General features: G+C 70.6%; 17 protein-coding genes. 10 read left to right on the forward strand and 7 right to left on the reverse strand.

The features are described from left to right. The first annotated feature begins 78 nt into the window (after positions 1-78). Positions 79-666: a hypothetical protein gene (locus HUA78_RS33480; protein WP_174478008.1), complete on the forward strand. Its 588-nt coding sequence runs from the start codon at positions 79-81 to the stop codon at positions 664-666. After that, entirely contained in the window at positions 663-1,976 is a 1,314-nt protein-coding gene (locus HUA78_RS33485) for a nitrilase-related carbon-nitrogen hydrolase (protein WP_141643821.1), read from the forward strand. The genes HUA78_RS33480 and HUA78_RS33485 overlap by 4 nt, the downstream gene beginning before the upstream one ends. 149 nt (positions 1,977-2,125) lie before the next feature. Here HUA78_RS33485 and HUA78_RS33490 read toward each other — a convergent pair whose 3' ends face one another. Beyond that, a complete protein-coding gene (locus HUA78_RS33490) occupies positions 2,126-2,524 on the reverse strand; it encodes an Imm1 family immunity protein (protein WP_174467942.1) in 399 nt (132 codons plus the stop codon). 268 nt (positions 2,525-2,792) lie between these two features. On the opposite strand from HUA78_RS33490, the gene HUA78_RS33495 reads away from it, so the two are divergent. Further along, positions 2,793-3,476 carry a TIGR02269 family lipoprotein gene (locus tag HUA78_RS33495; RefSeq protein WP_174478009.1) on the forward strand — a complete coding sequence of 228 codons (684 nt, stop codon included), beginning with the start codon at positions 2,793-2,795 and terminating at the stop codon, positions 3,474-3,476. Beyond that, complete coding sequence (locus tag HUA78_RS33500; RefSeq protein ID WP_174478010.1) at positions 3,477-4,220, forward strand: double-CXXCG motif protein; 744 nt, start codon at positions 3,477-3,479, stop codon at positions 4,218-4,220. Here HUA78_RS33500 and HUA78_RS47340 read toward each other — a convergent pair. Next, positions 4,211-4,345, reverse strand: a complete 135-nt coding sequence (locus tag HUA78_RS47340; protein ID WP_256434370.1) for a hypothetical protein — start codon at positions 4,343-4,345, stop codon at positions 4,211-4,213. The genes HUA78_RS33500 and HUA78_RS47340 overlap by 10 nt on opposite strands. A gap of 282 nt (positions 4,346-4,627) precedes the next feature. Between HUA78_RS47340 and HUA78_RS33505 the strand changes: the two genes are divergently transcribed. Both HUA78_RS33505 and HUA78_RS33510 read left to right on the forward strand, forming a co-directional pair. After that, the gene (locus HUA78_RS33505) at positions 4,628-6,133 is read left to right on the forward strand and encodes a hypothetical protein (RefSeq protein WP_217442686.1); all 1,506 of its coding nucleotides are present in this window, start codon (positions 4,628-4,630) and stop codon (positions 6,131-6,133) included. A 63-nt stretch (positions 6,134-6,196) separates the two neighbouring features. Further along, entirely contained in the window at positions 6,197-7,558 is a 1,362-nt protein-coding gene (locus HUA78_RS33510) for a TAXI family TRAP transporter solute-binding subunit (protein WP_174478012.1), read from the forward strand. Here HUA78_RS33510 and HUA78_RS33515 read toward each other — a convergent pair. Next, positions 7,494-8,174: an RNA polymerase sigma factor gene (locus HUA78_RS33515; protein ID WP_174458466.1), complete on the reverse strand. Its 681-nt coding sequence runs from the start codon at positions 8,172-8,174 to the stop codon at positions 7,494-7,496. The two genes, HUA78_RS33510 and HUA78_RS33515, sit on opposite strands and share 65 nt — an antisense overlap. A gap of 233 nt (positions 8,175-8,407) precedes the next feature. On the opposite strand from HUA78_RS33515, the gene HUA78_RS33520 reads away from it, so the two are divergent. Both HUA78_RS33520 and HUA78_RS33525 read left to right on the forward strand, forming a co-directional pair. Next, positions 8,408-9,994: a sigma 54-interacting transcriptional regulator gene (locus tag HUA78_RS33520; protein WP_174461670.1), complete on the forward strand. Its 1,587-nt coding sequence runs from the start codon at positions 8,408-8,410 to the stop codon at positions 9,992-9,994. 89 nt (positions 9,995-10,083) lie between these two features. Then, entirely contained in the window at positions 10,084-10,617 is a 534-nt protein-coding gene (locus HUA78_RS33525; protein ID WP_174458464.1) for a hypothetical protein, read from the forward strand. A 12-nt stretch (positions 10,618-10,629) separates the two neighbouring features. On the opposite strand, the gene HUA78_RS33530 is transcribed toward HUA78_RS33525, so the two are convergent. Beyond that, a complete protein-coding gene (locus HUA78_RS33530) occupies positions 10,630-14,247 on the reverse strand; it encodes a serine/threonine-protein kinase (protein WP_174478013.1) in 3,618 nt (1,205 codons plus the stop codon). 336 nt (positions 14,248-14,583) lie between these two features. Here HUA78_RS33530 and rsgA point away from each other — a divergent pair, with 336 nt between their 5' ends. Continuing rightward, the gene (gene rsgA / locus HUA78_RS33535; RefSeq protein WP_174461673.1) at positions 14,584-15,675 is read left to right on the forward strand and encodes a ribosome small subunit-dependent GTPase A; all 1,092 of its coding nucleotides are present in this window, start codon (positions 14,584-14,586) and stop codon (positions 15,673-15,675) included. 409 nt (positions 15,676-16,084) lie between these two features. On the opposite strand, the gene HUA78_RS33540 is transcribed toward rsgA, so the two are convergent. Next, on the reverse strand, positions 16,085-16,615 hold the full coding sequence (locus HUA78_RS33540) for a hypothetical protein (RefSeq protein ID WP_174458461.1): 531 nt from the start codon (positions 16,613-16,615) through the stop codon (positions 16,085-16,087). Positions 16,616-16,653: 38 nt separating this feature from the next. Next, the gene (locus HUA78_RS33545; RefSeq protein ID WP_174478014.1) at positions 16,654-18,303 is read right to left on the reverse strand and encodes a hypothetical protein; all 1,650 of its coding nucleotides are present in this window, start codon (positions 18,301-18,303) and stop codon (positions 16,654-16,656) included. Between the two features lie 296 nt (positions 18,304-18,599). Between HUA78_RS33545 and HUA78_RS33550 the strand changes: the two genes are divergently transcribed. Further along, positions 18,600-21,110, forward strand: coding sequence for a PAS domain S-box protein (locus HUA78_RS33550; protein WP_174478015.1), 2,511 nt, complete (start codon positions 18,600-18,602; stop codon positions 21,108-21,110). Here HUA78_RS33550 and thrA read toward each other — a convergent pair. Beyond that, on the reverse strand, positions 21,032-23,485 hold the full coding sequence (gene thrA, locus HUA78_RS33555; RefSeq protein ID WP_174458458.1) for a bifunctional aspartate kinase/homoserine dehydrogenase I: 2,454 nt from the start codon (positions 23,483-23,485) through the stop codon (positions 21,032-21,034). The two genes, HUA78_RS33550 and thrA, sit on opposite strands and share 79 nt — an antisense overlap. Between the last annotated feature and the right edge of the window lie 334 nt (positions 23,486-23,819).

The raw sequence follows: 23,819 nt of genomic DNA on the forward strand, positions 1-23,819 counted from the left end.
TTGGTAAGGCACTGGCTCCTGGCCCTGCTTCTGGGGGCCTGCGCGTGTCGGCAGGCCCCCGGAGTGCAGGAGCGCGTCGTGGCGATCTACTCACGAGTGGATGTCGCCGAGTTGCAGCAGTCGCCGTGCTCGGATGCCCGCTGCCCGCATGTGGCCCTCGAGGACTTCTCCTGTCCCTCTGGAGTGAGGGCCGAGGTGCTCGTGCTCAGCGGACACAGCCTGCCGCCGAGCTATCTCAACGCGTCCCCGGAGGACCTCGCGCGGGTGGTTCGGTGCTATCGCCCGGACCTCATCGTCCTGGATACCTGCTACGGCTTCTCCACGCCGCTGCTCACGGCGCTCGCGGAAGAGGCGCCTGGGGCCTGGGTGCTGGGCTCCACGTACAAGCTGCCCCTCGATGGGCTGCTCTATGACGAGGGCTTCTTCCAGGCCGGGAGCCCCGAGCAGCGCGCTCGCTTCGTCCGGACGCGCTCTGGCAAGGCGCTCGAGTTGTGGCGGTTGGATGCGAAGGCCATGGACACGGCGCTCGAAGAGGTGTCGCGCTGGGAGCCCGAGGTGCTGGAGGCCCGGTTGGCGCGCAAGCACCCCAACCTCGTGAAGGTGGTGCTCCCGGGGGAGGCCACGGCGCTGGTCCCCGTTCCGCCCGAGAGGTTCCGGAAGCGATGAGCCTGCTCCTGGCCCTGGGCTCGGGTGTCGCGCTGGGCGTCGCCTTCCTTTGGACGTGGGCGCAGCCTTTGGCCTGGGTGGGCATCGCGCTGTTGGGGTGGGCGCTCCACCGAGCCAACGGCTGGCGCCAGGCCGCCGCGGCGCTGCTGCTGTCCGCGCTGGTGCGCCAGGGCGTGGCCCTGCACTGGTGGGTGGGGACGGCGGAGTTCTACACGGCCCCCTGGCTTCCTCCTCCGTTCATCGTGGCGTTTCTGGGCTGGACGGCCACGGGGGCGCTGTCCCAGGTGCCGCTGCTGGCGCTGGCGGCGCTGCCCGTGAAGCGGGTGCCTCCAAGGTACTGGTTGCCTTTGGGCTGGGTGCTGGGCGAGGCGGGGCTGGAGGCGTGGAGCGGCTTCTCCATGACGCACGTGCTGCATTCCCAGTGGATGCAGCCGCCAATCCTGAGGGCCGTGGGCTTCGTGGGGTGGGTGCCCACCCTGGTGCTCTGCCTGCTCGCCGCCGTGTGCGTTGGAGAGGCCGTGGCCCTGCGCTCGCGCCGCCTGTTGCTGCCGGCCGTGGGCGTCATGCTGGCCCTGGCCGCGCTGCCCCGGCTGCCCGTGGCGGACGATGCGCTCCAGGGGACGGGCGTGGTCCACATGGCCTCTTCCGTGCGGGTGCCGGAGTCGGTGCCCGAGGCCACGGAGCGGCTCATCTGGCCAGAGTCCACGGTCCGGGGGCTCCAGCGGGGGACCGAGGGGCGTGTGTCACGGCCGGAGGTCCTCGAGGCCTTCGATGCGCGCCTGCCGGTCCCCGCCATCGCGGGGCTGATGCTCCGAACGCCCGAGGGTTTTTTCAATGCCGCCGCCGCCTTTGATGCGGACGGGCGTCTGCGGGAGACCCGAGGCAAGTCCATCCTCGTCCCCATCGGCGAGCGCTCCATCTTCGGGCTTCAGGGAAGAGGGGAGCCGCTGCTCGCAAGCCAGGCGCGACCGCTGCTGTCCCTCGCGGGGCGGAAGGTGATTCCGCTCATCTGCTACGAGGCCTTCAGCCGCGCCACCGCCTTGCGTGGACGGGAGGCGGGAGGAGAGCTGCTCGCGGTCCTGGCCAGTGATCTGCCCCTGGCTGGAAGTCGCTTCGCCGTGGACCAGGCCATCGGCGGTGTGGTGATGCGGGCGGTGGAGCTGCGCATGCCCGCGGTGCGAGCCTCGCTGGGAGGCATCGCGGTGGTGGTGTCTTCCGACGGCCGCGTGCTGGCGCGGAGCGCACCGGGGGCGAGCAGCATCCTCATGCTGTCCCCGCCGCCGCGGATGGTGGAGGCGATGCAGGAGTAGGCAAGGTCCTCGTGGGCATGCGCCAGTCCTCGGGATGTCGATGTTCACGAGGTCAGGCGGCTGTGCGCGTGAAATGAGGCGACGGACCGGGTAGCAGCGAGGGCGCGGAACGGGCGTGCAGAGGTGCTTCGAGCTCCGCTGTGGCACAACTACGGGTTCTGCCACTGCTGAGAGGGGTCCAGCCGGCCGGTGTCGAGGAACGCAAGCCCGGCAGCGAGAGCCTGCTCTTTGGTCACTATCTGTTCGGCTGGATAGTCCCCCTCCTGTCCCCCGACGTTCAGCAGGGTCGTGCCGGTGGCTGGCTGGGAGCGCAGCAGGTTCCAGAACTGATTGTTGTCGAAGGTGGCGTACACGACGAACTGGCCGGCACCACCACCCATGGTCAGGTGCTGCTCTCCCTCCTGCAGGATGGTGACCATGGTGTGGCTGCGAGCGTCGAGTCGATCAAGAGCGCGCTCAAGGTCGGCCGATGACGCGCGGTCGACCTTCCACTCGTGGAGCATCAGTCCCTCCCAGCGGTCCCCGTGAATCATCGCCATCTTCGTCATCGCTCCAGGGAATGCTCTCAAGGTCCGTTTCCGACCCACAGCAGCCGTGCGAGGACGCTGAGTCCGCCGCGGCAATATGCGCCAGTGGGTCCGCGTGCGCCTTCTGAAACGCTGCACCCGGTAGGGCAGCCACTCGCCCTCGGCGCGGCTGGGTGGAGTGGTGACTGCCGGACAACGTTCGCTCCCTTCAGTGACGCTCCGCCGTGGCAGAGCTGCATCCTCGCAATGCAGCGTGTCCGGGGGGACGCAAATGACGACGCATCGGTGGTTGGTTGTCCTGCTCTTGGTCACTGGCTGTGCCGCAGCACCGGAGTACATCCGTGCCGGTGAGTTGCTCGACACGAGCGTGGATGACTCCGCGGAGGCCTGCGCTCAGTCAGCCGGGGACAATGACGAAGGCTGCTACGCGCCCTCCTGTGGCGAGGATGAGTGTGGCCTCTACCGCTGCGAGGACCTCGCCTCTCCGCCGTATGCACTGAGGCTCCCACCTGCCCGGGCTCCAGACGGGGCTACAGCGCGCATCCAGCGGTACTGGGGCGGAGCTGTTCCCCTTCCAGGGCGGCAGGCCGTCTTCATCATCCCGTGGTACCGGAGGGACAAATTGCCAAGCGTCAAGGCAGCGCGGAAGGCCATCGCAGACTGGAGCCGCCGCGAGAAGGAGCGACACCACATCTTCCCGCGTGCCTTTGAGGGGTACTTCGCGACTATCGGCATCGAGATCCACCAGTACACGCTTCTCGTCGGCGTCGCGGAACACCGGCGGGTGCATGAGGGGAAGGATGGTGGACCGTGGAATCGGGACTGGTTCGACTGGATTCAGGCGAACCGACTGCGTGCGACGCGTGCTGACCACTTCCGCCATGGCGGGAGATTGGTGGAGCGGTATGGTCTCCTTGGCGTCCCGATGACGTACTGGCAGCGGCTCTCGCTGGCCGCCGCCGCTGGAGAGTGAATGCGCTACTACACGCTGACCCGGCGACGCGTGGAGCGGTCGAAGTGGACCGGAGCCTACGATCTGGGACGGGAGTGGGGACTCCCCGGAGTGGCGTGCCCGACGTGCAAGGCGGTTTGGGGGGGCGGCGGATACGACTACCCGACGGTCGACCTCTCCGAGATGTCAGGGCGGCGGGACTTCGAACGGCCACGGTGCGTGCCCTGGGATCAATTCGTGAGCCTTCGGAATCGCGTGTTGCCGCTGGTGCCGCAGGGAGCCGTTGTGGAGCCAGGCACAGGGTTCGGCGCGTTGACCGGCAGGGCCAGGGGACGCTTTCCCCCCGTGGTCATCCACGTGCCGTGGATGCTCGTCGTTCAGCCGGCCGTGGTGGAGAGACTCAAGGGGCTCACGGGGGCCAGCCCAGTCCCGACACGCTTCAGGGCGCGGCCTGGGGTGGCCGACCTGGTGGAACTCGAGGTGCGGTCTGGCGGGCGCATCGCGGGCGCCGATGCCCATGGGGCCTGCAAGACCTGCAGTCGTACGGACTTTGTGCTGCCCCCCTTCGGTCAGTTGCGCCTGGCCGAAGTTCCCGACGTCGATTTCGCGCGGAGCTGTGCGTCTCTCGTGGTCGTGAGCGAGCGTGTCGTCGAACGGTTGGGCCGTGAGTTGGAGGAGTCGGAGATTGTCCCTCTGGATGTCACTGGCGGGGCCCTGACGACGCGTGCGGTGCGGCCACCTGCCGGGGCCACTCATCACCGCTGACGCTCCTGCTGTTCGCCACCCTGATTGCCCCCCAACTCCAGCGACAGACGTGGCGAGTCCTCCCGCCGCGTGGGGCCGGTGTCCTCGGTGCCCCGGGCGCATCCTGCCTTCCAGGTCGCGTGCATCGCCCACGACGTCCACCCTCCGACGTCGGGGAGTAACACTCGCCACACGTCACACGTCTTGGATGGGACGGCGCGCAAGGGTGTATCGAGACCCAAGCCCTGTCGCCGACGCTCGCAAGCCCATGTTTGCGTTTGACTCATCCTCTTTGTGGATTTTGTGTCAGTGAACAATGTATAAACGCGAAATCATGGGATTTCTTGCCGACCCGTGAATCCGGCAACGTGCCGGAGTGCTCATCCCTGGCAGGGGGCGCGGCCGTCCGCGCGGGTGTGAGACCTCGAATGCAACGCATGGTTGAGAAGAGCCAGTTGGCCTGGCGCGGGATGCTCGTGTGCGCGCTGGTGGCCCTGGCGGCCGGCTGTGACAACGCGGCGCCGGAGGCGGAGCCGACCGGGATGGATCCGGCGGAGGAAGTGACGGTGGACCCGACGAGGCACCCGGAGCGCCGCGGCATCGGTGCCATGGCGCTGCCACCCATGGGGCCGTCGGCGATGGTCGTCACGGTGGACCCGCGCTCGTCGCTCATCATCACCGACGACGCCATCGTGAGGAACTTCCCGCTCGTGCGGGTGATGAGTCAGCTGGTGACGCAGTCCGGTGTCGCGGGGCTGACGCCGCTGGCGCTCTTCCAGGACTGGTGGAACACGGCGAACCCGCCCAACTGCGGCCCGCTCTTCAACGGCTTCCAGTATCAGTGTCCTCGCATCGAGGGGAACCAGGCCTTCGTCAATCCCTTCCTCAGTCCGGGCACCAACCCCGACGAGTACGTCCCGCTGGCGCTCGTCAACCGCTTCGACCTGGCGCCGGCGTCGGGCGTGGACTGCGGTGAGTACCGCATCGTCTATGGCAAGCGCTCCGGCATCCCCGGCGGTGGCAATCGCAACCTGCTCATCTTCGAGGCGGTGCTGCCCAACCCCAATCCGACCGCCGGCCTCAATGGCTGTGCGCCGGTGGCCAACTTCTGGGCCTCGCTGACGGGCGCGGCGCTGGCCACCCGCATCGGCGGGCTGCAGAACTTCTACTTCACGGGCCTGCCGGGCTTCATGCCGGTGGTCCACATCGACAACTACGGCAACCGGACGACGGGGAGCGTGCCGACCGGGCAGGTGCGCACCAACCAGTTCATCCAGCCGCCGTGGACGCTGCGAGAGTTCAGCGTGCGGCGCACGATGTGCGGCAGCGTGCCCTGCCAGTTGAACTTCCGGCCGGTGACGGTGAAGGTCAACCCGGGCGGCACGTTGTTCGACCCCGTCTCCGGGCACCCGCTGGCGCCGTCCTTCCAGAACGTCCTGTTCCCCTCACAGGTGCCGGCGCTGGCCGTCACCGACATCAACCTGTTCAACAACACCATTCCGGACATGTTCAACAGCGGCCAGAGCAACGCGCAGGGCCCGGAGAACGACTACCGCTTCCAGTTCGGCCCCAACCCCAGCCCCTTCCGCACCAACATCCAGAACGAGCTGCTGCTGCTGGGCAGCCCGCTGCTGCCCCAGCACATCGTGGAGCGCTCGATGGCGCTGTCGTGCGGCGGCTGTCACGAGCTGAGCAACGGGGCGAACCTGGGCGGCGGCCTCGTCTGGCCTCCGTCGGGCGGCTTCGTCCATGTGGGTGAGCAGTTCGACCCGGCCCCCGGCCCGTTCGGCCCGCGCTTCCGCATCTCCCCCGCGCTCAACGCCGTCTTCCTGCCGCACCGCAGGGCCGTGCTGGAGACGTTCCTCAACTCCTCGTGCGGGGATGCCGTGTGCCAGCCTTGGGAGTCGCCCGCCGCGTGCCCGGCTGACTGCTAGCCCTCCTTCGCGCAGGCAGGCATGGGAGTGGGCGCGGAGAGGTGCGTATACTCCGCGCCCACCATGACGGCGGACTCCCTCAAGCAACAACTGCGGCGCACGCTGCGGCGCGACCTGTGGTTCACCCTCGCGCCCGCGGTGCTCCTCATCGGCATCGCCTTCGCCGCCGCGTTCCATTTCATCGAGCCCGCGCCTCCAAAGAAGCTCGTGCTGGCCCTGTCGCCCGACGAGGGCGGCTTCCGCTACTACGCGCGCAAGTACCAGGACTTCCTCTCCAAGCACGGCGTCACCCTGGAGCTGCGCTCGACGAAGGGCTCCATCGAGAACGTCGCGCTGCTGTCGGACGAGAACTCCGACGTCGACGTCGCCTTCGTGCAGAGCGGCACCGCGGGCGGCGAGAAGGCCGCGAGCGTCGTGTCCCTGGGCAGCCTCTCCTACGTGCCCCTCTGGGTCTTCTACCGGGGCGAGCCCCTGGAGGACGTGCGCCAGCTGAAGGGCCGCCGCATCGCGGTGGGGCCGGAGGGCAGTGGCACGCGCGCGCTCGCCGTCACGCTGCTGAAGGCCAATGGCATCGACCAGGCGCCCACGGAGCTGCTGCCGCTGGAGCGCGAGGCCGCCATCGAGCAGCTCAAGCAGGGCCACCTCGACGCCATCTTCCTCATCTCGCCCGCGGAGTCGCCCCCCATCCAGAAGCTGGCGGCGGTGCCCGGTGTGAATCTGCTCAGCTTCGCGCGGGGCGAGGCGTACGCGCGCCGCTTCCCGTACCTGACCCGGCTGGTGCTGCCGCGCGGCGTGTTCAACCTCGCCTCGGATATCCCCGCGCGGGACGTGGTGGTGCTCGCGCCGACGGCGAACCTCGTCGCGCGCGACTCCCTGCACCCCGCGCTCTCCTACCTCCTCATGCGCGCGGCCAGCCAAATCCACGGCAGCGCGGGCCTGCTCGATGGCGCCAGCGAGTTCCCCGCGCCGCGCGAGACGGGCTTCGCCCTCAGCAGCGAGGCCCGTCGCTACTACGAGGCGGGAATCCCGCTGCTCCATCGCTACCTGCCGTTCTGGGCGGCGAACCTGGTGGACCGGTTGTGGGTGATGCTGGTGCCCATCATCGCCGTGGTGGTGCCGCTGTTCCGCGCCGTTCCCGCGCTGTACCAGTGGCGCATCCGCTCGCGCATCGTCCGTTGGTACGCGCGGTTGAAGGAGATTGAAATCCAGCTCGATGAGAACCCCGGGCGGGACATGCTCGAGGACATGCTCAAGCGGCTGGAAGAGGCCGAGCGCGAGGTCAACCGCATCCCCATGCCGCTCGCCTACGCGGAGAACCTCTACTTCTTCCGCGAGCACATCGAGGTCGTCCGCCGCCGCCTCATCCGCCGACTCGACGGTGCGCGGGACGGGGTGGGCGCGCTCGTCCGCTCCGCCAACGCGTAGTCGGACCCCGTCTGGCGCGCGGCGCCCGGCTCGGAGGCAGGGACTGCTCCGCGCCGCCGCGCACGGGAGGCTCCAGGTCCGTGCCGCGCGCCGAGGTGCCGAGCGCCAGGCGCAGCACCTGATAGGCCCGAAGCAGCCTGCGGCGGGTATTCACATGGGTGATGCCCAGCTCCACGGCCATGCTGCGGCCATCCAGCTCCCGCTCGAAGCGCAGCAGGCACGCCCGCCGCAAGGGCTCCGGCAGCCGGTGGACGTGGCGCCACAGCAACTGGGACTGCTCCTGCTCCAGGACGAGCTGCTCCGGCGATGGGGCATGCGCCGGCTGCACTGCCTCGGACGGGGCCTCGTCGTCCTGCTCGGGCGGCTCCTCCGCGCGCCGGGCCCGCATGCGATGCAGGTCCACGCAGGCGTTGTGGAGGATGCGTGTCAGCCACGCCTCGGGGTTTCGCAGCCGCTGGACTTCCCGGGGCCAGGCCTCGGCGGCTCGCAGCATCGCGGTGCTCAATGCGTCCTCCGCGTCGGCCTGGTGGCCACCCAGGTGGCGCAGGCTCTTCGCGAGGAGCTTCGGGTGGTGGCACAGCCACAGCTCCCAGAATCCAGTCGTCTTCGCTTCCATGAGGGTTCTCACCGTTGGCAACCCCTCCGAGCGCCTCCTAGAGCAACCGCTGTGCCGGGGCGTGCTCCCTCGGAGAAGGGCGCAGGGGCGGGCGGCGCGGTGCTCGGCTGGCATGTCAGCGGCGTCGGCTGACATGTCAGCGTGTGCCAGCCTGGGGGCTCCCACGGTCCGTCGCGCTTCGGGCTCGTGTAGCCTGAGGGAGAACGCGGGCCCTGGCTCAGAGCGTCCCCCTCATGAAGCAGAGACTCCTCGACGACGTCTCCACCGCGAGTCCTCAGCGGCAAGGCGGTGATTCGCAGGCCACCGCGCACCTGCCGGCGCTGACGCTGGTCTCCCATCCGCTCGCCTCGCGGGTGGGGGAGCGGTTCGTGTTGGAGTCCCTGGCGCGCGGCAAGGAGGTGGCCCTGTCGCGCAACGAGCCGCTCTTCACGCGCGTGGGGGAAGTGATTGGCCGGCCGCTGGCGGACCCGTTCGTGAGCCGCCGTCCCCTGCGCTTCCTCCCGCGTCCGGAGGGTGGTGTCCGGCTGGAAGGGGATGCCGAGGGGACCCAGGTGATGGTGGGCGGGGTGCCAGGGGTGAGCTGGGACTTCCGACCGGAGGCGCTCGCGGCGGGGGTGACGCTGGAGCTGGCCGGGCGCGTGGTGCTGCTGTTGCACCGGGTGGCGGTGGACGAGGAGCGGTCCGCGGACACGTTGGGCATGGTGGGGCAGAGCTCCGCGCTGGGCCGGGTGCGCACGCGCGTCCGCCAGGTGGCGGACCTGGACGTGCCGGTGCTCATCCGGGGCGAGACGGGCTCGGGCAAGGAGCTGGTCGCGCGCGCGCTCCACCAGCGCGGCCCCCGTCGCAAGGGGCCCTTCGTCAGCGTCAACCTGGGCACGCTGGCCCGCGAGCTCGCCGCGGCGGAGTTGTTCGGCGCGCAGCGGGGCGCCTACACCGGCGCGTCCCAGAGCCGCGAGGGCTTCTTCCGCGCCGCGCACGGCGGCACGCTGTTCCTGGATGAGGTGGGCGAGGCTCCCGCCGAAGTGCAGGTGGCGCTCTTGCGCGTGCTGGAGACGGGGGAGGTGTACCCGGTGGGCGCGCACACTCCCATCGCCACGGACGTGCGACTGGTGGCGGCGACGGACGCGCCCCTGGAGGACCTCATCGAACAGGGCCGCTTCCGGGCGCCCCTGCTGCACCGGCTCTCCGGCTACTCCATCCAGATGCCCCCGCTGCGCGAGCGGCGGGAGGACATCTCGCTGCTCTTCCACCACTTCGCGCGGGTGGAGCTGGAGGGGCTGGGGGAGGCCTGGCGCCTGGAGCCCACGGACCCCTATGCGGAGCCGTGGCTGCCGGCCGCCCTGGCGTCACGGTTGCTGCGGCACGACTGGCCCGGCAACGTCCGCCAGCTTCGCAACGTGGCCCGCCAGCTCGTCATCAGTGGCCGGGGGCAGGCTCGCCTCCAGGTGGACGCCACGCTGGAGGCGGAGCTGGCACCGAAGCCCTCGGGCGAGGAGGCGCCAATCCATGAGCCCACGCCCGTTGCCCGTCGCAAGCCCTCGGACGTGACGGAGCCCGAGCTGCTGGAGGCGCTGCGCGAGTGCTCCTGGGACTTGAAGAACACGGCGGAGAAGCTCGGCATCACCCGGGCGTCGCTCTACAACCTCGTCGACCGCAGTCCCCACATCCGCACGGTGAAGGACCTGGGCGCGGAGGAAATCACCCGCTGCTTCCAGGCCTGCGGTGGCGACCTGGACGCCATGGTGCGGAAGCTGGAGGTGTCCCGTCGCGCCCTCCAGCGGCGGGTCAGGGAGCTGGGCCTCGAGCCTCCCGAGTCATGAAGCCGTGGGGCGTGGCAAGCTCCACGGGCCACCGTCCGGGTCGGGCCAGTCCCGCGCATCCCAAGCGACGTGGCGGGGAGGCTTGCACCATGGATGGGCACTTGAAGCATTGGCCGGGCGTCGTCATGTTGTCGCTGGGGTGGAGCTGCGCGCCCGACACGTCGGGGCCCGCGGAGGTCGATGCGCGGGGCGTGCAGTCCCAGGCGGAATACGACGCCTCCGCCTGCGCCAAGCTCCATGCCGTGCCCTGTCCCATGGTGGACGGGGATTGCCCCAAGCCCGAGGAGGGGACGCTGTGTTTCATCACCATCTCCCTGGGGGCCGACCCCGTGACGCCTCCCCGAAGCTGCGTCTGGCAGCGACACCTGCTCAAGTTTCAGCTCGCCCCGGGTGTCCCCTGGGCGTTGCTCAAGTTCCATGGAGAGGGCGCCGACGCCATCTTCGAGAACTACAACAAGGACGACATCAAGCTGGTGGCGGGGCCCATGTCGAGCTGGTGCCGCAGGGTCCGTCGCAATGCGGTCTGGAAGGACTACCCCTTCGTCGTCTCGACCGACACGGGCGAGGGCCAGCCCGGGGACCTGGAAGTGGTCAGGGATCCCAACGAGCCCGAGGAGGAGTGACGCTCCAGCTCTTCACGGAGGCATCGCGCGGGAGCGGCCCGGCTCCGTGAGCAGGGGCGCCCAGGTCCGAGCGAGCAGGGGGCGCGCGGTGAGCGCGCTCGACAGGGCTTCCCGCGCGCGTGCCTGCTGACCGGGATGCTCGGCCGGGAAGGCCCGGGCCTGGGTGAGCTCCAGCGCCGCATGCAGCGCGCGCGCCTCTTCATCGTGGGGGCGCGCTTTCAGCACCGGGGCCACCCATGACAGGCCGCGCTCCAGCACCTCGCGAGGGTCCTTGTCCGCGCGCCGCCGCGCCAGCGCCCAGTCCAGGTGAAGCCGCGCCAGTGCGCGCCGGTCATCGTGGGGACGGGAGCTGACGGCGAGGGCGGCCTCGTGGGCCTGCTCGGCGCGAGTGAAGGCGGCCTCCCAGTCCTTCGCGTGGAGGACACTCCAGGCCGCGCTCAGGCCGCGAGCCTCCGCGGCGTAGCGCAGCGCTTCCTCGTCCCGGGGGTTGCGTCGCAGGGCCTCACCCAGGGCCTGCTCGGCGGCGTCGAGCTCGGGCCTGGCGTCTGTGCCTCGCTCCAGCGCGAAGGCGGCGAGCACCCGGTGGGCCTGTCCCAGGTTGGCCCAGGCCGTCGAAAGGTCCGGCTGGAGCGCGAGCGCGGCGCGGGCCTCGCGTTGCGCGGCGCGGGCGTCGTCTCGCGGGTCTTCTCCCCGGGCCAGGCGATGGGCCGCGCGGGTGGCGTGGGCTTCCGACAGGTTGCTGTGCGGCAGGCCCTGCTTCGGGGCCAGGGCCAGGGCGCGGCTGAAGGATGCATGCGCTTCGTCCAGGGCGGGGAAGGGGGCCTCGCCGCGAAGCCACGCGGCCCGCGCGCGCTCCAGGTGCACCAGCCCCACGCCCCCGTGGAGCTGGGGCACGTCCGCGTTGAGGGCCAGCGCGCTCCGGTACGACGCGAGCGCGGTGTCCAGGGAAGGACTCGCGTCGCCTCCACCGTCGCGCAGTCGCGTGGCGCGCAGCGCGTGGACCTGGGCCTCGTAGAAGTGGCTGACGAGGTTGCGGGGATTGAGCGTCCGCGCCTTCTCCAGCGCCTGTCGCGCGCGCTCCAGGTCCGCGTCCGCGTCGGGGTTGCGAGGGTTCGACGCGCGCTTGAACCAGGCGCTGCCCAGGTTGATCCACGCGTCGGGCAGCGCCTCGTCGATGCGGATGGCGGTGAGGTACGCGTCGATGGCGCGCTTGCGATGGCCGAGCGAGTCCTCGCCCACCGCGTCCTCGTGGTCCGCCCACACCTTGAAGATGAGGCCCAGGTTGGAGTGGTAGTCGTAGCCGCGCTCCTGGAGCGCCACGCCGTCGAAGGCCTCGATGGCCTGCTTCAGCGATTCCCGGGGGTCCTCGCTGCGCGCCTGTTGAATCCGGGCGCGCTGCCAGAGCACCAGCCCCAGCGCGTGGCGGACCTCGCTGCTCACGGGGTCCACGTCGAGCGCGGCCCGGGCCGCCTTCAGCGCCGCCTGGAGCGCGGCTTCCGCGTCGCCACCCTGTCGGCTCCGGAACTCGGCGAGCCTGCGATGGAGGTGGGCCTTGCGCACCAGGGACGGCAGGTGTCGGGGCGACGCTGTGAGCGCGCGCTCCAGGGCTTCGAGTGCCCGCTCGATGTGCGGTGTCACGTCACCCTGGCCATACAGGCCCATGCGCAGGGCCACCTGCTCGACGCCGGCCAGGGCCAGGTGTGACTCCGGCAGGCTCTCCGCCAGGGACGCGGCGCGGACATGGGCCTTCCTCGCCGCCTCCAGGTCTTCTTGCGCGCGCTCGCGACGTCCCGCGTCCCAGTGCCCGGTGGCGCGCGCCACCAGCACGTCACCCCTCAGGAGCGGGGCCTCGAAGAACCAGGGCAGCCGGTCTCCCAGCGCATCCAGCCGCTCCAGCGCGTCCTCGTACCGCTCCTCGTGGTACGCGAGCAGGGCCGCGACGTACTCGGCCGGGGGCAGGTCGGCGCCGCTGCCCTGTCGCAACCACGCCAGCGCGGGCTCCCGGTAGAGCGTCACCAGCTCGCGCCGCCGCGCCTGTCGCTCCGAGGCGGGCAGGTGCTCGTAGGCGCGCAGCCGCTCCTGGTAGAGCTGCCCGAGCGCGAGCGCCAGCGCGCACGCGACGCGAGGCGTGCGGGTGCCATGCTTCCACGCGGCCTCCAGGTGCTCCCGGGCCCGCGCCGGTTCTCCGAGCGCCAGCCAGCCCCGGCCCAGCGCCTCGTTGCCCGGCCCGAGCGCGTGCTCGCCGCCCTCGCGCATCTCCCCCGCGATGTCCGCGAGGCGCGTCTCCAGCACGTGCCGCTCATTCCGGGTGTCGTGCAGTCGCGCCAATGCGGTGTAGCGCGCGCGGGACTCCACGTGCTCGGCCAGCTCGGAGAAGCGCCGCGCCAGGTGTTCGCGCACGTCCGCGTCCCGGCGGGCCAGCACGGCCTGCACCCCGGCCAGCAACATCAGCAGGCCCGCCACCGCCGCGAGCAGCAACCCACGCCAGTGTCTGCGCGTCAGCCGCGCCAGCCTCCAGGCCGTCCCCACCGAGCGCGCGAGCACCGGCTCCCCGTCGAGGAAGCGTTGCAGGTCCTCAGCGAGCGCGCGCGCCGAGTCGTAGCGGCCCGCGCGCTCCTTCTCCAGACACTTGAGGACGATGGCCTCCAGGTCCGCGGGAACCTCGGGCGCGAGCACTCGAGGCGGTGTGGGGTCCTCGGTGGGGATGCGGCTGAGCACCTCCAGCGCGTTGCCCCCGGGGATGGGCGGCTGGCCCACCAGGAGCGCGTAGAGCGTGGCGCCCAGGGCATAGACGTCCGCGCGGCGGTCCAGGCGGTTCACCTCTCCGCGCGCCTGCTCCGGCGCCATGTAGTGCGGCGTGCCGAGGATGGAGCCCGTGGCGGTGGCCCCCTCTCCCGGGTCCCTGGCGAGGCCGAAGTCCATGACGTACGGCTTCCACTGCCCGTCGGCCGTGCACTCCACCAGGATGTTGGACGGCTTGAGGTCCCGGTGGATGAGGCCCGCGCGGTGGGCGGCGTGCACGCCCTCGGCGGCCTGGGCCAGGATGAGCGCCTTCTGCTCCAGGCTGAGCACGCCCGCGAGCTGGTGGAGGGGCTGGCCGTCCACGTACTGCATGGCGATGTACGCGCGGCCCTGGACCTGGCCCACTTCGTACACCTTGCACACCCGCTCGTGGTCCACCCGTGCCTGGGCCTGCGCCTCGGCGACGAAGTGCCGCGCCCGGTCCGAGTCGTCGTCCCTCACGAACTTGAGCGCCACGGGGCGACGCAGCACCGGGTCCTGGACCAGGAAGACGCGCCCCATGCCGCCCTGTCCCAGGAAGCGGATGGGCGCGTAGCGCTCCCAGCCCGGCACGGGGAAGCCAGGCTCCGGCTCCGGCTCCAGCGCCTTGGGGGGCCCCACATGGCCGGTGGCGGTGGGGGCGCCCACCAGCGCGCCCTGGAGGGCCGCGCGCGACGCGCTCCTCAGCGAGGCGAGCGTGTGCTCGGACAGTCGCCCCCGCTCCCGCAACAGCTCCAGGGGCGCGGCCTCGCGTCGCAGGGCCTCCGCCCGCAGCGCCTCCACTTCGCTGTCCGAGAGCAGGCCCTCGAAGAGCACCGCCCGCAGCTCCGCCTCGTAGTCCTCGCGCATCGGCGTTCCCAGGCTCGTGTGTCCGCGGCCTTCTCTACCGAGACGACGGGCGGGACGTTTTGTACCACCCGCCCCCCACGACATCCCCCGTGCACGGGGCGGGCCTCGTTGATATGCAGGGGGCGCCGGACGACGGTCGTCGTCGTCCCGCGTGTCCCCTGGAGGCCCCATGCACGCCGACATTCATCTTGCCGCGGTGGGAGTCCTGTTCACCCGGAGGACGCGGGCCTGGTAAGGCCGGCGTGAAGGCCCGTCACAGCGCGGTCCACGTCCCCCCGGGTGCCCCTGAAGAACCGAGGTGCGCCGCAGGCACCGCTCTGTCCGGAGTCTTTCCACGTGTCACTTGAAACCTTTGGTTGGGGGCCCGAGCTGGCCCAGGCTTTCTCCGTCGTCGTCGCGTCGTCCCCTCTGCCCCTCGTCCCCGGCCGCGTGGTGCGCCAGCACCGAGGGCTCGTCTCCGTACAGACCGCCGAGCGCACCCTGTGGGCGCGCACGGCGGGAAAGCTGCTCCACCAGGCCCCCGGCGCCGAGTCGCTGCCCACCGTGGGGGACTGGGTCGCGATGCTCATGCCTCCCGGAAAAGGGGAGGGAATGCTGCACGCCGTCCTGCCGCGCAAAAGCCTGCTCGTGCGCCGGGAGGTCGGCCGCGAGCAGGGCGGCGGCCAGCTCATCGCCGCCAACCTGGACGTCGTGCTGCTCGTCGCCGGGCTGGATTCGAACTTCAACCCCCGCCGCATCGAGCGCGCGCTCACCCTGGCCTGGAGCAGCGGCGCCACCCCCGCGGTGCTGCTCACCAAGGTGGACCTCCACGACGACGCGACGTCGCTCGTCCAGGCCGTGGAGGCACTGGCCCCCGGGGTCCCCGTGCTCGCGCTGAGCTCATGGACTGGCGAGGGGCTCGACGCGGTGCGGGCGCTGCTGCCCTCCGGCAAGACGGGCGCGCTTTTGGGCTCCTCCGGCGTGGGCAAGTCCACCCTCGTCAACCGGCTGCTGGGCGAAGAGCGCCTGGCCACCCAGTCGGTTCGCGTGGAGGATGACAAGGGGCGTCACACGACGACGCACCGCGAGCTGTTCCTCCTGCCCCACGGCGCACTGCTCATCGACGGCCCTGGGATGCGCGAGCTGGGGCTGATGGGGGATGAGGAGGAAGGCATCGAGCAGACCTTCGCCGACATCCTCGAGCTGGCGGAAGGGTGCCGTTTCAACGACTGCACCCACCAGGGCGAGCCGGGGTGCGCCGTGCGCGCCGCCGTCAAGGCCGGAACACTTCCCGAGGAGCGGCTCTCGAGCTTCGAGAAGCTCCAGAAGGAGAAGGCGTTCCAGTCGCGCCAGGCGAGCCCCGCCGCGCAGCGTGAGCAGCGCAAGTTCGAAAAGGGCCGCACGATGATTGGCTGGGAAGTCTCTCGCGCCAAGCGCCGCCGCGACTGAACCCCCCGGGCTGAAAATCGCCGCGGAAATCCCGCGCTCAAGGATTTGGACCCGTCGCGTTTGGATATTTCGAAAGGTGGGGACACCCGGGCAGAGCCGGGGTGTCCAAGGGGTTCAGACGCAGAGCGTCTGAAGGGCGGTTGGGGGGAGTGTCCGGGCGGTTTGCCGGCACTCGAGTTTTCGAACGCACTGCGTTCGAGGGGGGACGAGGCGCGCCGGGGGGCTCGCCTCTGACCTTATGAGGGGGCGCCCCTGGGGAGGGGCGTGGCTTCCGGAGGGCATGCCGAGGGGCGTGCCCGACGTTGGACCGGAAGTTCGAATTCGAGCAGTCCATACGGCGGGGAGCGCGTCGAGGGGGCGCGCTCCCCGCGGTTCTTTTCAGGGCCCGTCCAGGCCCGCCGCACGTGAGCTACCGCGCGGAGTCGGACGAGGGCATCAGCTTGATGGGCTGACCGTCGTCGCCCGTCACCACGTCACCCGTGGTCTTCTGCTGCTGCACGCTGGGCTCTCCCACGGAGAAGGTGGCCACCTTCGTCATCGGAGCGCCTCGGAAGGTGCCGCTGATGGCGACGACGAGGAGCGAGCGCCCGTCGCCCGGGGTGAAGTCCACGTCCAGGGTGGTGGTGGTGGCCTGCTCGAAGCGGGCGCCCCGCATGGGCGTGGTTTCGCTCGTCACGCGCAGCCCGTCCAGGCCGGAGATGTCCACCTGGACGTCGTCCGCGGGGCCCTGGAAGCGCAGGGTGACGGTGGCCTTGTCGCCGGCCAGACTGGCGCCCACCTCCACGGGCGCGCTGATCTTGCCGGTGGTGGCCCCGTTCGCCTGCGACGCGGTGTCCGCCGTGCCACTCCCGGCGGGGCTGCTCTTCGCGGGAGACGTGCAGGCCACCGGCGCCACGAGCGCGAGGAGGCCGGAGAGGAGCGCGGGTGCGATGCGATTCATGAGAACTCCTGGGGGAGACTGAAAGAGGCGAGGTCCGTTCATGGGCTGGTGATGGAGACGGAGTAGTTGTAGGTGCCCGTGCTGTCCTTGAAGCCCGTCACGATCAGCACGTATTGACGGTCCGCCTGGCTGGAGAAGCGGAAGGACTCCGTGCCTCTGAGGAAGTCGTCGGCGAAGCCCGCTCGGGTGCCCTGCTGGAGGGCCTGGATGCCCACGTCCTCGGTCGAGTTGGCGGAGATGATCACCGTCCTGCCCGTGCCGTTGAAGACGTAGTACCGGTTCTGCTGTTGCTGGTTGGAGGGCTTGCCACCCGTGAGGGTGCCGTTGGCGTTGTACGGCAGCGACGACACCGTGGTGTACATGGCCGCCAGTTGGGTGTCGCCTTCGCCGAAGGCGGAGCGAATCGAGCCGATCTGGTAGTGGGCCGCGAGCGTGTCCAGGGCCGCCGCGTTGATGCCCGGCTGCGCCTTGAGCCCGTGGATGAAGGAGCCGATGGTCGTCAGCGCGGGCGTCGTCTTCTGCGGTCCCACCAGCACGTCGTACAGCGTGCCCAGGCCGATGTTCACCTGGTCATACGAAGCCTCGGCCGCGCTCGAGGCGTCGAAGATGTCATAGAGCAGCCGCATGACGCTGAACTCGGAGAAGGCGCTCGGCGTCGGGTCGTCCGTGGACGCCGTCTCCATGTCGAAGCCGAAGGCGGTCTGCCGGCCTGCTCCCCAGGAGGTGTCGACGTAGAGGGGGTCCGGCAGGAGGATGGCGGAGAGCGCGTTGCCGTAGCCCTCGCCGAAGGCGATGCGCGGATCCAACACGTCGCCGCCGATATGCTGGCCGCCCGGGTTGTCCGAGCGGGAGAGGTTGGACTCGAAGTAGTGCCCCCACTCGTGGACGATGACGTGGTCGTCGAACTCGTCGGTGTCCGCGCCCTCCTTGCCCAGCACGTAGATCTCATTCTCCGAGGGCGAGAAGTGCGAGGTGCCAATCTGCCCGGTGGAGGTGTCTCCGCTGTTGTTGCGCTCCGCGATGTTGTTCGGGCTCCAGTTCACCTTGAGCGGCGGAAAGGGGACCGTGCGCACGGCGAGGAAGGCCCGTGACGCGGTGTACATGCTGTCCAGGATGGCGAAGGGCGCGGCGACACGCTGGCTCGGGTTGTAGGAGGAGCCCGTCCAACCGTGGCCCGCGTGCAAGTCCCTGCTCGTGGTGCCGCCGGTGATGGTGGCGGACACGGCCCAGATGGCGTTGCGCGCCGTGTTGTCCTCCACCTGGATGGCGGGCGTGGTCGTCTTGGCCAGGGTCGCGAGCGTCAGGTTGGCGCCGGTGCCGGCGGTGTAGGTGAGCTGGTAGCGGCCGTCCTCGTCCGTCGTCGCCGTGCCGAGCACGGTGGTGCCCCGCATCACCTGGACGGTGGCGTTGCGCACGGGCCGCACGCTCGTCTGTGCGAAGGCCAGCATGCCGCCACGGGTGGGCGTGGTCGTGAGGATGGCTGGAACGAAGTCGTACGTCACCCTGCCGGTGAGGGTGGCGGTGATCGGCGGGCCCGCATCGGGCTCGGGCACCCCCGCATCGGGATTGCCTCCGCCGTCGGGCTCGTCGTCGTTGCCGTTGTCGGTACAGCCGAACATGGTGAGACTGAGCGCGAGCGCCAGCATCGCGCTGGTGCGGCCCCAGACCGATTTGCGAGACACGTACATTCCGTCCTCCCCCTTCCTTTCGCTTTCGATGGGTGGCGGGCATTCTCGGCGGGTCCTCCTGGAACTTCAAACGTTGGAGGGCGGATGCGGCCCGTGAGCCGCGAATTGTCGGGGAAGGGTGTGCACTCTGGCCGGGAGCGTCCGGGCGTGCGGGCCCGTCCTCGAGGCTCGGCAGGCAGGCCGGCCTCGCCTCGGACCCAGGTGTGGGTTGGCGTTGGAGCAGGGCGCGCGCATCGTTCACGCAGGCGTCGCGCGCGCGGGGGGCGAGCGACCCCCTGGCCCATCGTCTCCTCGCCATGCCCTCTTCGACCGACAGTCCGAGCCTGCCTCACCCCGTCGGGAGGGATGTGCCTGTCGAGGGCGGCGAGAGCTTCTTCCAGTCCGTCGTCACCAGCATGGCGGAGGGCGTGGTGGTGGCGGACGAGCAGGGGAGGTTCGTCTTCATCAACCCCACCGCGGCGCAGTTGATGGGGGTGGACGCCTCGGGCACGGCGCTCTCCGAGTGGTCGTCGCACTTCGGCCTCTTCCTGCCGGACCAGGTCACGCCGTATCCCCCGGAGGACCTGCCGCTGGCGCGCGCCATCCGGGGCGAGTCGATGAGTCAGGTGGAGATCTTCCTTCGCAACCCCGAGAAGCCCTCGGGCGTCTGGCTGCTGGTGAGCTGCCGACCCGTGCGGGACGCGAGCGGAGCACCGCGCGGCGGGGTCGCCGTCTTCACCGACATCACCGAGTTCAAGCGGGCCGAGCAGGCCCTGCTCGAGAGTGAGCAGAAGCACCGGACGCTCTACAACAACACGCCGGTGATGATGCACTCCATCGACCGCGAGGGCCGGCTGATCAGCGTCAGCGACTGCTGGCTGTCCACGCTGGGCTACCGGCGCGAGGAGGTGCTGGGCCACGACTCGGTGGAGTTCCTGTCCGAGGAGTCCACGCGGCTTGCCCGGGAGAAGGTGCTGCCCGCCTTCTTCGCGACGGGCTTCTGCAAGGACGTCCCGTACCGGCTTCGCAAGAAGAACGGCGAGTACCTCGATGTGTTGCTGTCCGCCATCGCCGAGCGCGACTCGAGCGGCGCGTGGGTCCGCTCGCTGGCGGTGCTGCTCGACGTGACGGAGCGCAAGCGCGCGGAGGAGGCCCTCCTGCAGAGCGAGCAGCAGCTGCGGGCCATCCTGGACAACGCCACCTCCATCTTCTTCCTGCTCGACACCCAGGGCCGCTACGTCTTCGTCAACCGGCAGTGGGAGCTGATGTTCCGCCGCACCCGCGAGGACGTCATCGGCAAACAGGTCCACGACCTCTTCCCGCCGGAGGTCGCGGACGGCTTCCATCGGATGACCGACGCGGTGCTCCAGCGACGGATGCCGCTGGTCCAGGAGGAGCGCATCCCCCAGGAGGACGGCCTCCACACGTACATCACCCAGAAGTTCCCGCTCATGGACGCCCTGGGCGTGCCCTATGCCGTCTGCGGCATCTCCACGGACATCACCGAGCGCAAGCGCCTGGAGGAAGCGCAGCGGTTTCTCGCCGAGGCGAGTCGCGAGCTGGGCACGTCGCTCGACTACGAGACGACGCTCCAGCGCGTCGCGGAGCTGACGGTGCCCCGGCTGGCGGACGTGTGCGTCGTCTTCATCCCGGGGGAGGGCGGGCGACTGCGTCCGGTGGCGGTGTCGGCCCGAGAGCCCGGGCAGGCCGAGGATGTGCGAGCGCTGCTCTCGGCCCACCCGCTGCTTCCAGACGTCCACCGGGGCCCGGTGGCGGTGATGGCGACGGGGCGCTCGGAGTGTTCGCGATTGCCTGGGGGCATCCTGGACAAGGATGGGCTGGATGCGAGGCAGTGGCGCCGCGTGCGCGCGTTGGGCGGTCGGCCCTCCCTCAGCGTGCCGCTCCAGGCGCGCGGCCGGAGCCTGGGCGTGCTGACGCTCCTGTCGACGTCGCGGTCCGCGCGAAGCTTCGGCGCGGACCAGGTGGCGCTGGCGGAGGAGCTGGGGCGCCGCGCGGCCTTCGCCATCGACAACGCACAACTGTACCGCAAGTCCCAGGAGGCCATTCGCGTCCGCGACGAGTTCCTCTCCATCGCCTCCCATGAGCTGAAGACGCCGCTGACGTCCATGAAGCTGCGCATGCAGCAGATGGCGGCCCTGCTGTCGCGGCCCCGGCCCGACTCGACGCTCGCCGCCAGGCTGTCCAGCATGCTCTTCGTCTGCGAAAGCCAGCTGTCCCGGCTGTCGCGACTGGTGGAGCACCTGCTCGACGTCTCCCGCATCCACGAGTCGCGGCTCGCCCTGCGCCCGGAGGAGATGGACCTGTCGGTGGTGGCGCGTGACGTGGCGGCCCACCTCCGGGAGCAACTGGAGAAGGCGGGCTGCGAGCTGGTGTTGGAGGCGCCGCCGTCGCTGCCGGGCCGCTGGGACAGGCTTCGCGTGGAGCAGGTGATGATGAATCTGCTGACCAACGCGGTGAAGTATGGGGCGGGCCAGCCCATCTGGATGCGGCTGGCCTCCCACGACGAGCGGGTGTGGCTGAGCGTGGAGGACCGGGGGATGGGCATCCCCCGCGAGGCCCAGGCGCGCATCTTCGAGCGCTTCGAGCGCGCCGCCTCACCCAACTACGGAGGGCTGGGGCTGGGCCTCTTCATCACCCGACAAATCGTGGAGGCCCACGGTGGCCGGGTGTGGGTGGAGAGCGAGCCGGGGCGGGGCGCCCGCTTCGTCGTCGAGCTGCCCCAGTGGACTCACGTCAGCGGGCCTTCCACCAGCCGCAGCACGTCCGCCAACACGCCGGACGCCGTCACCGCCGCGCCCGCGCCGTAGCCCCGGATGACGAGCGGCGTGGGGCTGTAGCGCTCGGAGAGGAAGCTGAGCGCGTTCTCTCCGCCCTTCACCGCCGCCAGCGGGTTCTCCAGGGGCACGGCCTTCAGGCCCACCGCGCAGCCCTCCTGTCCGACGCTGCCCACGTACCGCAGCACCTTCCCCTCGTCGCGCAGGCGCTCCACGCGGCGCTGGAAGGCGGCGTCGATGCTCGGCAGCCGCTCCAGGAACGCGTCGAGCGGGCCGTCCGCGTCGAAGTCCGTGGGCAGGAGCGACTCCAGCGCCACCTGCTCCAGCTCCACCTCGCGTCCCAGCTCCCGGGCGAGGATGAGCACCTTGCGCGCCACGTCGGTGCCCTGCAGGTCGTCGCGAGGGTCCGGTTCGGTGAAGCGCTTCTCCATGGCGGTGCCCACCGCCTGTGACAGCGGCACGCCCTGTTCGGTGAGGCCGAGGATGAAGGACAGCGAGCCGGAGAGGATGCCTTCGATGCGGTGCACCTGGTCTCCGGTGCGCAGCATGTTCTTCAGCGTGTCGATGACGGGCAGCGCCGCGCCCACGTTCGTCTCGTACAGGAAGCGGCGCTGGTGGCGCGAGGCCGTCTCGCGGATGGCGCGCCAGTGGGCCATGCGTCCCGCGTTGGCCTTCTTGTTGGCGGTGACGACGTGGAGCCCCGAGGCCAGGAGGGACGGGTAGGCGAGCGCCACGTCCTCGCTGCTGGTGCAGTCCACGAAGATGGGACGGCCCGGGCGCTTCTCGCGCGCCTGCTCGCGGAAGGAGTCCAGCGACGCGGACGCGGTGCCCGCCTCCAGCTTCTCCTTCCACTGCTCCAGGGGGATGCCCGCCGGCTCGATGACGCCCTTGCGGCTGTTGGCGATGGCGCACACCCGCAGGTCCACGCCCTGGGCGCGCAGGTGGGGGGCCTGCTGACGAATCTGCCGCATCAGCTCCCCGCCCACGCTGCCCACGCCGGCCACCAGCAGCTCCACCACCTCCGTGGTGCCGAAGTAGCGGTGGTGCACGTGGGCCATGGCGCGCGGGCCGTCCGCCTCGGTGATGACGGCGGAGATGCTGCGCTCACTGGAGCCCTGGGCGATGGCGGCGATGCTGCAACCCACGTCGGCCAGGCCACTGAAGAAGGTGCCGGCCACGCCCACGCGGTGGCGCATGCCGTCGCCGACGATGCTGAGCACCGCCAGCTGGCCCTGGCGCTCAATCGTGTCCACCTTGCCGGCCTCGCGCTCCACCTCGAACTCGGTCTCCAGCGCGCGCACGGCGGCGTCGGACTCCGACTGCTGCACGCAGAAGCTGATGGAGCACTCGCTGGAGCCCTGGGTGATGAGGACCACGGAGATGCCGGTGCGGGCCATGGACGCGAAGACGCGCGCGGCGGTGCCCGGCACGCCCTTGAGGCCCGCGCCGGCGATGTTGATGAGCGCCACGTCGCGCAGGAAGGACAGGCCGCGCACGGGGTGGTCCGGCGGCGCGGCGGAGTCCGTCACCAGGGTGCCGGGGTGCTCGGGGCGGAAGCTGTTGCACACGCGCACGGGGATGCCGCGCTCGCGGGCGGGGGCAATCGTCTTGGGGTGGAGCACCTTGGCGCCGAAGTACGCCAGCTCCATCGCCTCCTCGAAGCTCACCTCCGCCAGCGGGAAGGCCTCCGGGACCAGCCTCGGGTCGGCGCTGAAGATGCCGTCCACGTCCGTCCAGATTTCCAGGAGCCGGGCATCCAGCGCGGCCGCGGCCAGCGCCGCCGAATAGTCCGAGCCGCCGCGTCCCAGCGACAGCGTCTTGCCGCGCTCGTCACCGCCGAAGAAGCCCGGCATCAGCATCAGCCCGGGGCCGCTCGCGTCGCGCAGCGGGGCGAAGCGCGCGCGAATCTCGTCCATGCGCGGCGTGGCCTGGAGCGGGTCTCCCGTGCAGATGAGCACGTGGCGCGGCTCCACCGCGTGCGGGGACAGCTTGCGCGCCGACATCAGCGCCTCCAGCAGCAGACAGGAGGCGCGCTCGCCCAGGCCGGACAGGTGGGCGAGCACGGAAGGGGAGCACTCGCGCAGGAGGCCCACGCCCTGGAGCAGGCCGCGCAGCTCGGTGGAGATGGCCGCGAGCCCCAGCTCCAGCGGCGCGAGCGCCTCCAGCTCGCTCCCCAGCTCCCGGGCGATGGAGAGGTGGGTCTGCTCGAAGCGGGAGAGCGCGGCGTCCACCGCGCCGCCCTCCTGCGCGAGCCGCGCCGTGTCCACCAGGAGGTTGGTGATGCCGGTGACGGCCGAGGCCACCACCATCACCCGTGTCTCCTTGCGGGCCTGCTCCACCAGGTCCACCACGCGCCGAATCTGCGCGGTGCCGCCCACGCTCGTCCCGCCGAATTTCATCACGCGCATGACGGCACCTCGTGGAGGGCGGGGCGGCGCGAGACTGCGGACTGGCGGGGCGTCGTCGAGGTCTGGGTCTGCATGGCGTTCCAGGTGGGTGGAGGAAAACGAAAAAGGCCCCGCGCCGGGGAGCGCGGGGCCAGGTCGGAAGCACTGCCGATTCCGAGCTAGACCTCCCGCGCTCCGCGAGGAGTCGTGGTGGTAGTGGTCGTCGTCGTCGTGCGAGTGGAGGGAGCGGTCGCCGCGCGCGCGAAGGACGAGGACGTCTGTCCCCGGGTCCACGCGAAGTCCTGGCGCATGCCGTTCACGAAGTGGAACGCTGACCGATGACCCCGGTGCGAGT

It is taken from the genome of Myxococcus sp. CA033 (genome assembly GCF_013336625.1).
Lineage (GTDB): Bacteria > Myxococcota > Myxococcia > Myxococcales > Myxococcaceae > Myxococcus > Myxococcus llanfairpwllgwyngyllgogerychwyrndrobwllllantysiliogogogochensis.

Coding starts and splice junctions, on each gene's coding strand:
- HUA78_RS33525 (WP_174458464.1), top strand. CDS start 10,084: ATGGATGGGCACTTGAAGCATTGGCCGGGCGTCGTCATGTTGTCGCTG.
- HUA78_RS33540 (WP_174458461.1), bottom strand. CDS start 16,615: ATGAATCGCATCGCACCCGCGCTCCTCTCCGGCCTCCTCGCGCTCGTG.
- thrA (WP_174458458.1), bottom strand. CDS start 23,485: ATGCGCGTGATGAAATTCGGCGGGACGAGCGTGGGCGGCACCGCGCAG.
- HUA78_RS33545 (WP_174478014.1), bottom strand. CDS start 18,303: ATGTACGTGTCTCGCAAATCGGTCTGGGGCCGCACCAGCGCGATGCTG.
- HUA78_RS33520 (WP_174461670.1), top strand. CDS start 8,408: ATGAAGCAGAGACTCCTCGACGACGTCTCCACCGCGAGTCCTCAGCGG.
- HUA78_RS33490 (WP_174467942.1), bottom strand. CDS start 2,524: ATGACGAAGATGGCGATGATTCACGGGGACCGCTGGGAGGGACTGATG.
- HUA78_RS33485 (WP_141643821.1), top strand. CDS start 663: ATGAGCCTGCTCCTGGCCCTGGGCTCGGGTGTCGCGCTGGGCGTCGCC.
- HUA78_RS47340 (WP_256434370.1), bottom strand. CDS start 4,345: ATGCACGCGACCTGGAAGGCAGGATGCGCCCGGGGCACCGAGGACACC.
- HUA78_RS33530 (WP_174478013.1), bottom strand. CDS start 14,247: ATGCGCGAGGACTACGAGGCGGAGCTGCGGGCGGTGCTCTTCGAGGGC.
- HUA78_RS33515 (WP_174458466.1), bottom strand. CDS start 8,174: ATGGAAGCGAAGACGACTGGATTCTGGGAGCTGTGGCTGTGCCACCAC.
- HUA78_RS33550 (WP_174478015.1), top strand. CDS start 18,600: ATGCCCTCTTCGACCGACAGTCCGAGCCTGCCTCACCCCGTCGGGAGG.
- HUA78_RS33510 (WP_174478012.1), top strand. CDS start 6,197: ATGACGGCGGACTCCCTCAAGCAACAACTGCGGCGCACGCTGCGGCGC.
- HUA78_RS33500 (WP_174478010.1), top strand. CDS start 3,477: ATGCGCTACTACACGCTGACCCGGCGACGCGTGGAGCGGTCGAAGTGG.
- HUA78_RS33505 (WP_217442686.1), top strand. CDS start 4,628: ATGCAACGCATGGTTGAGAAGAGCCAGTTGGCCTGGCGCGGGATGCTC.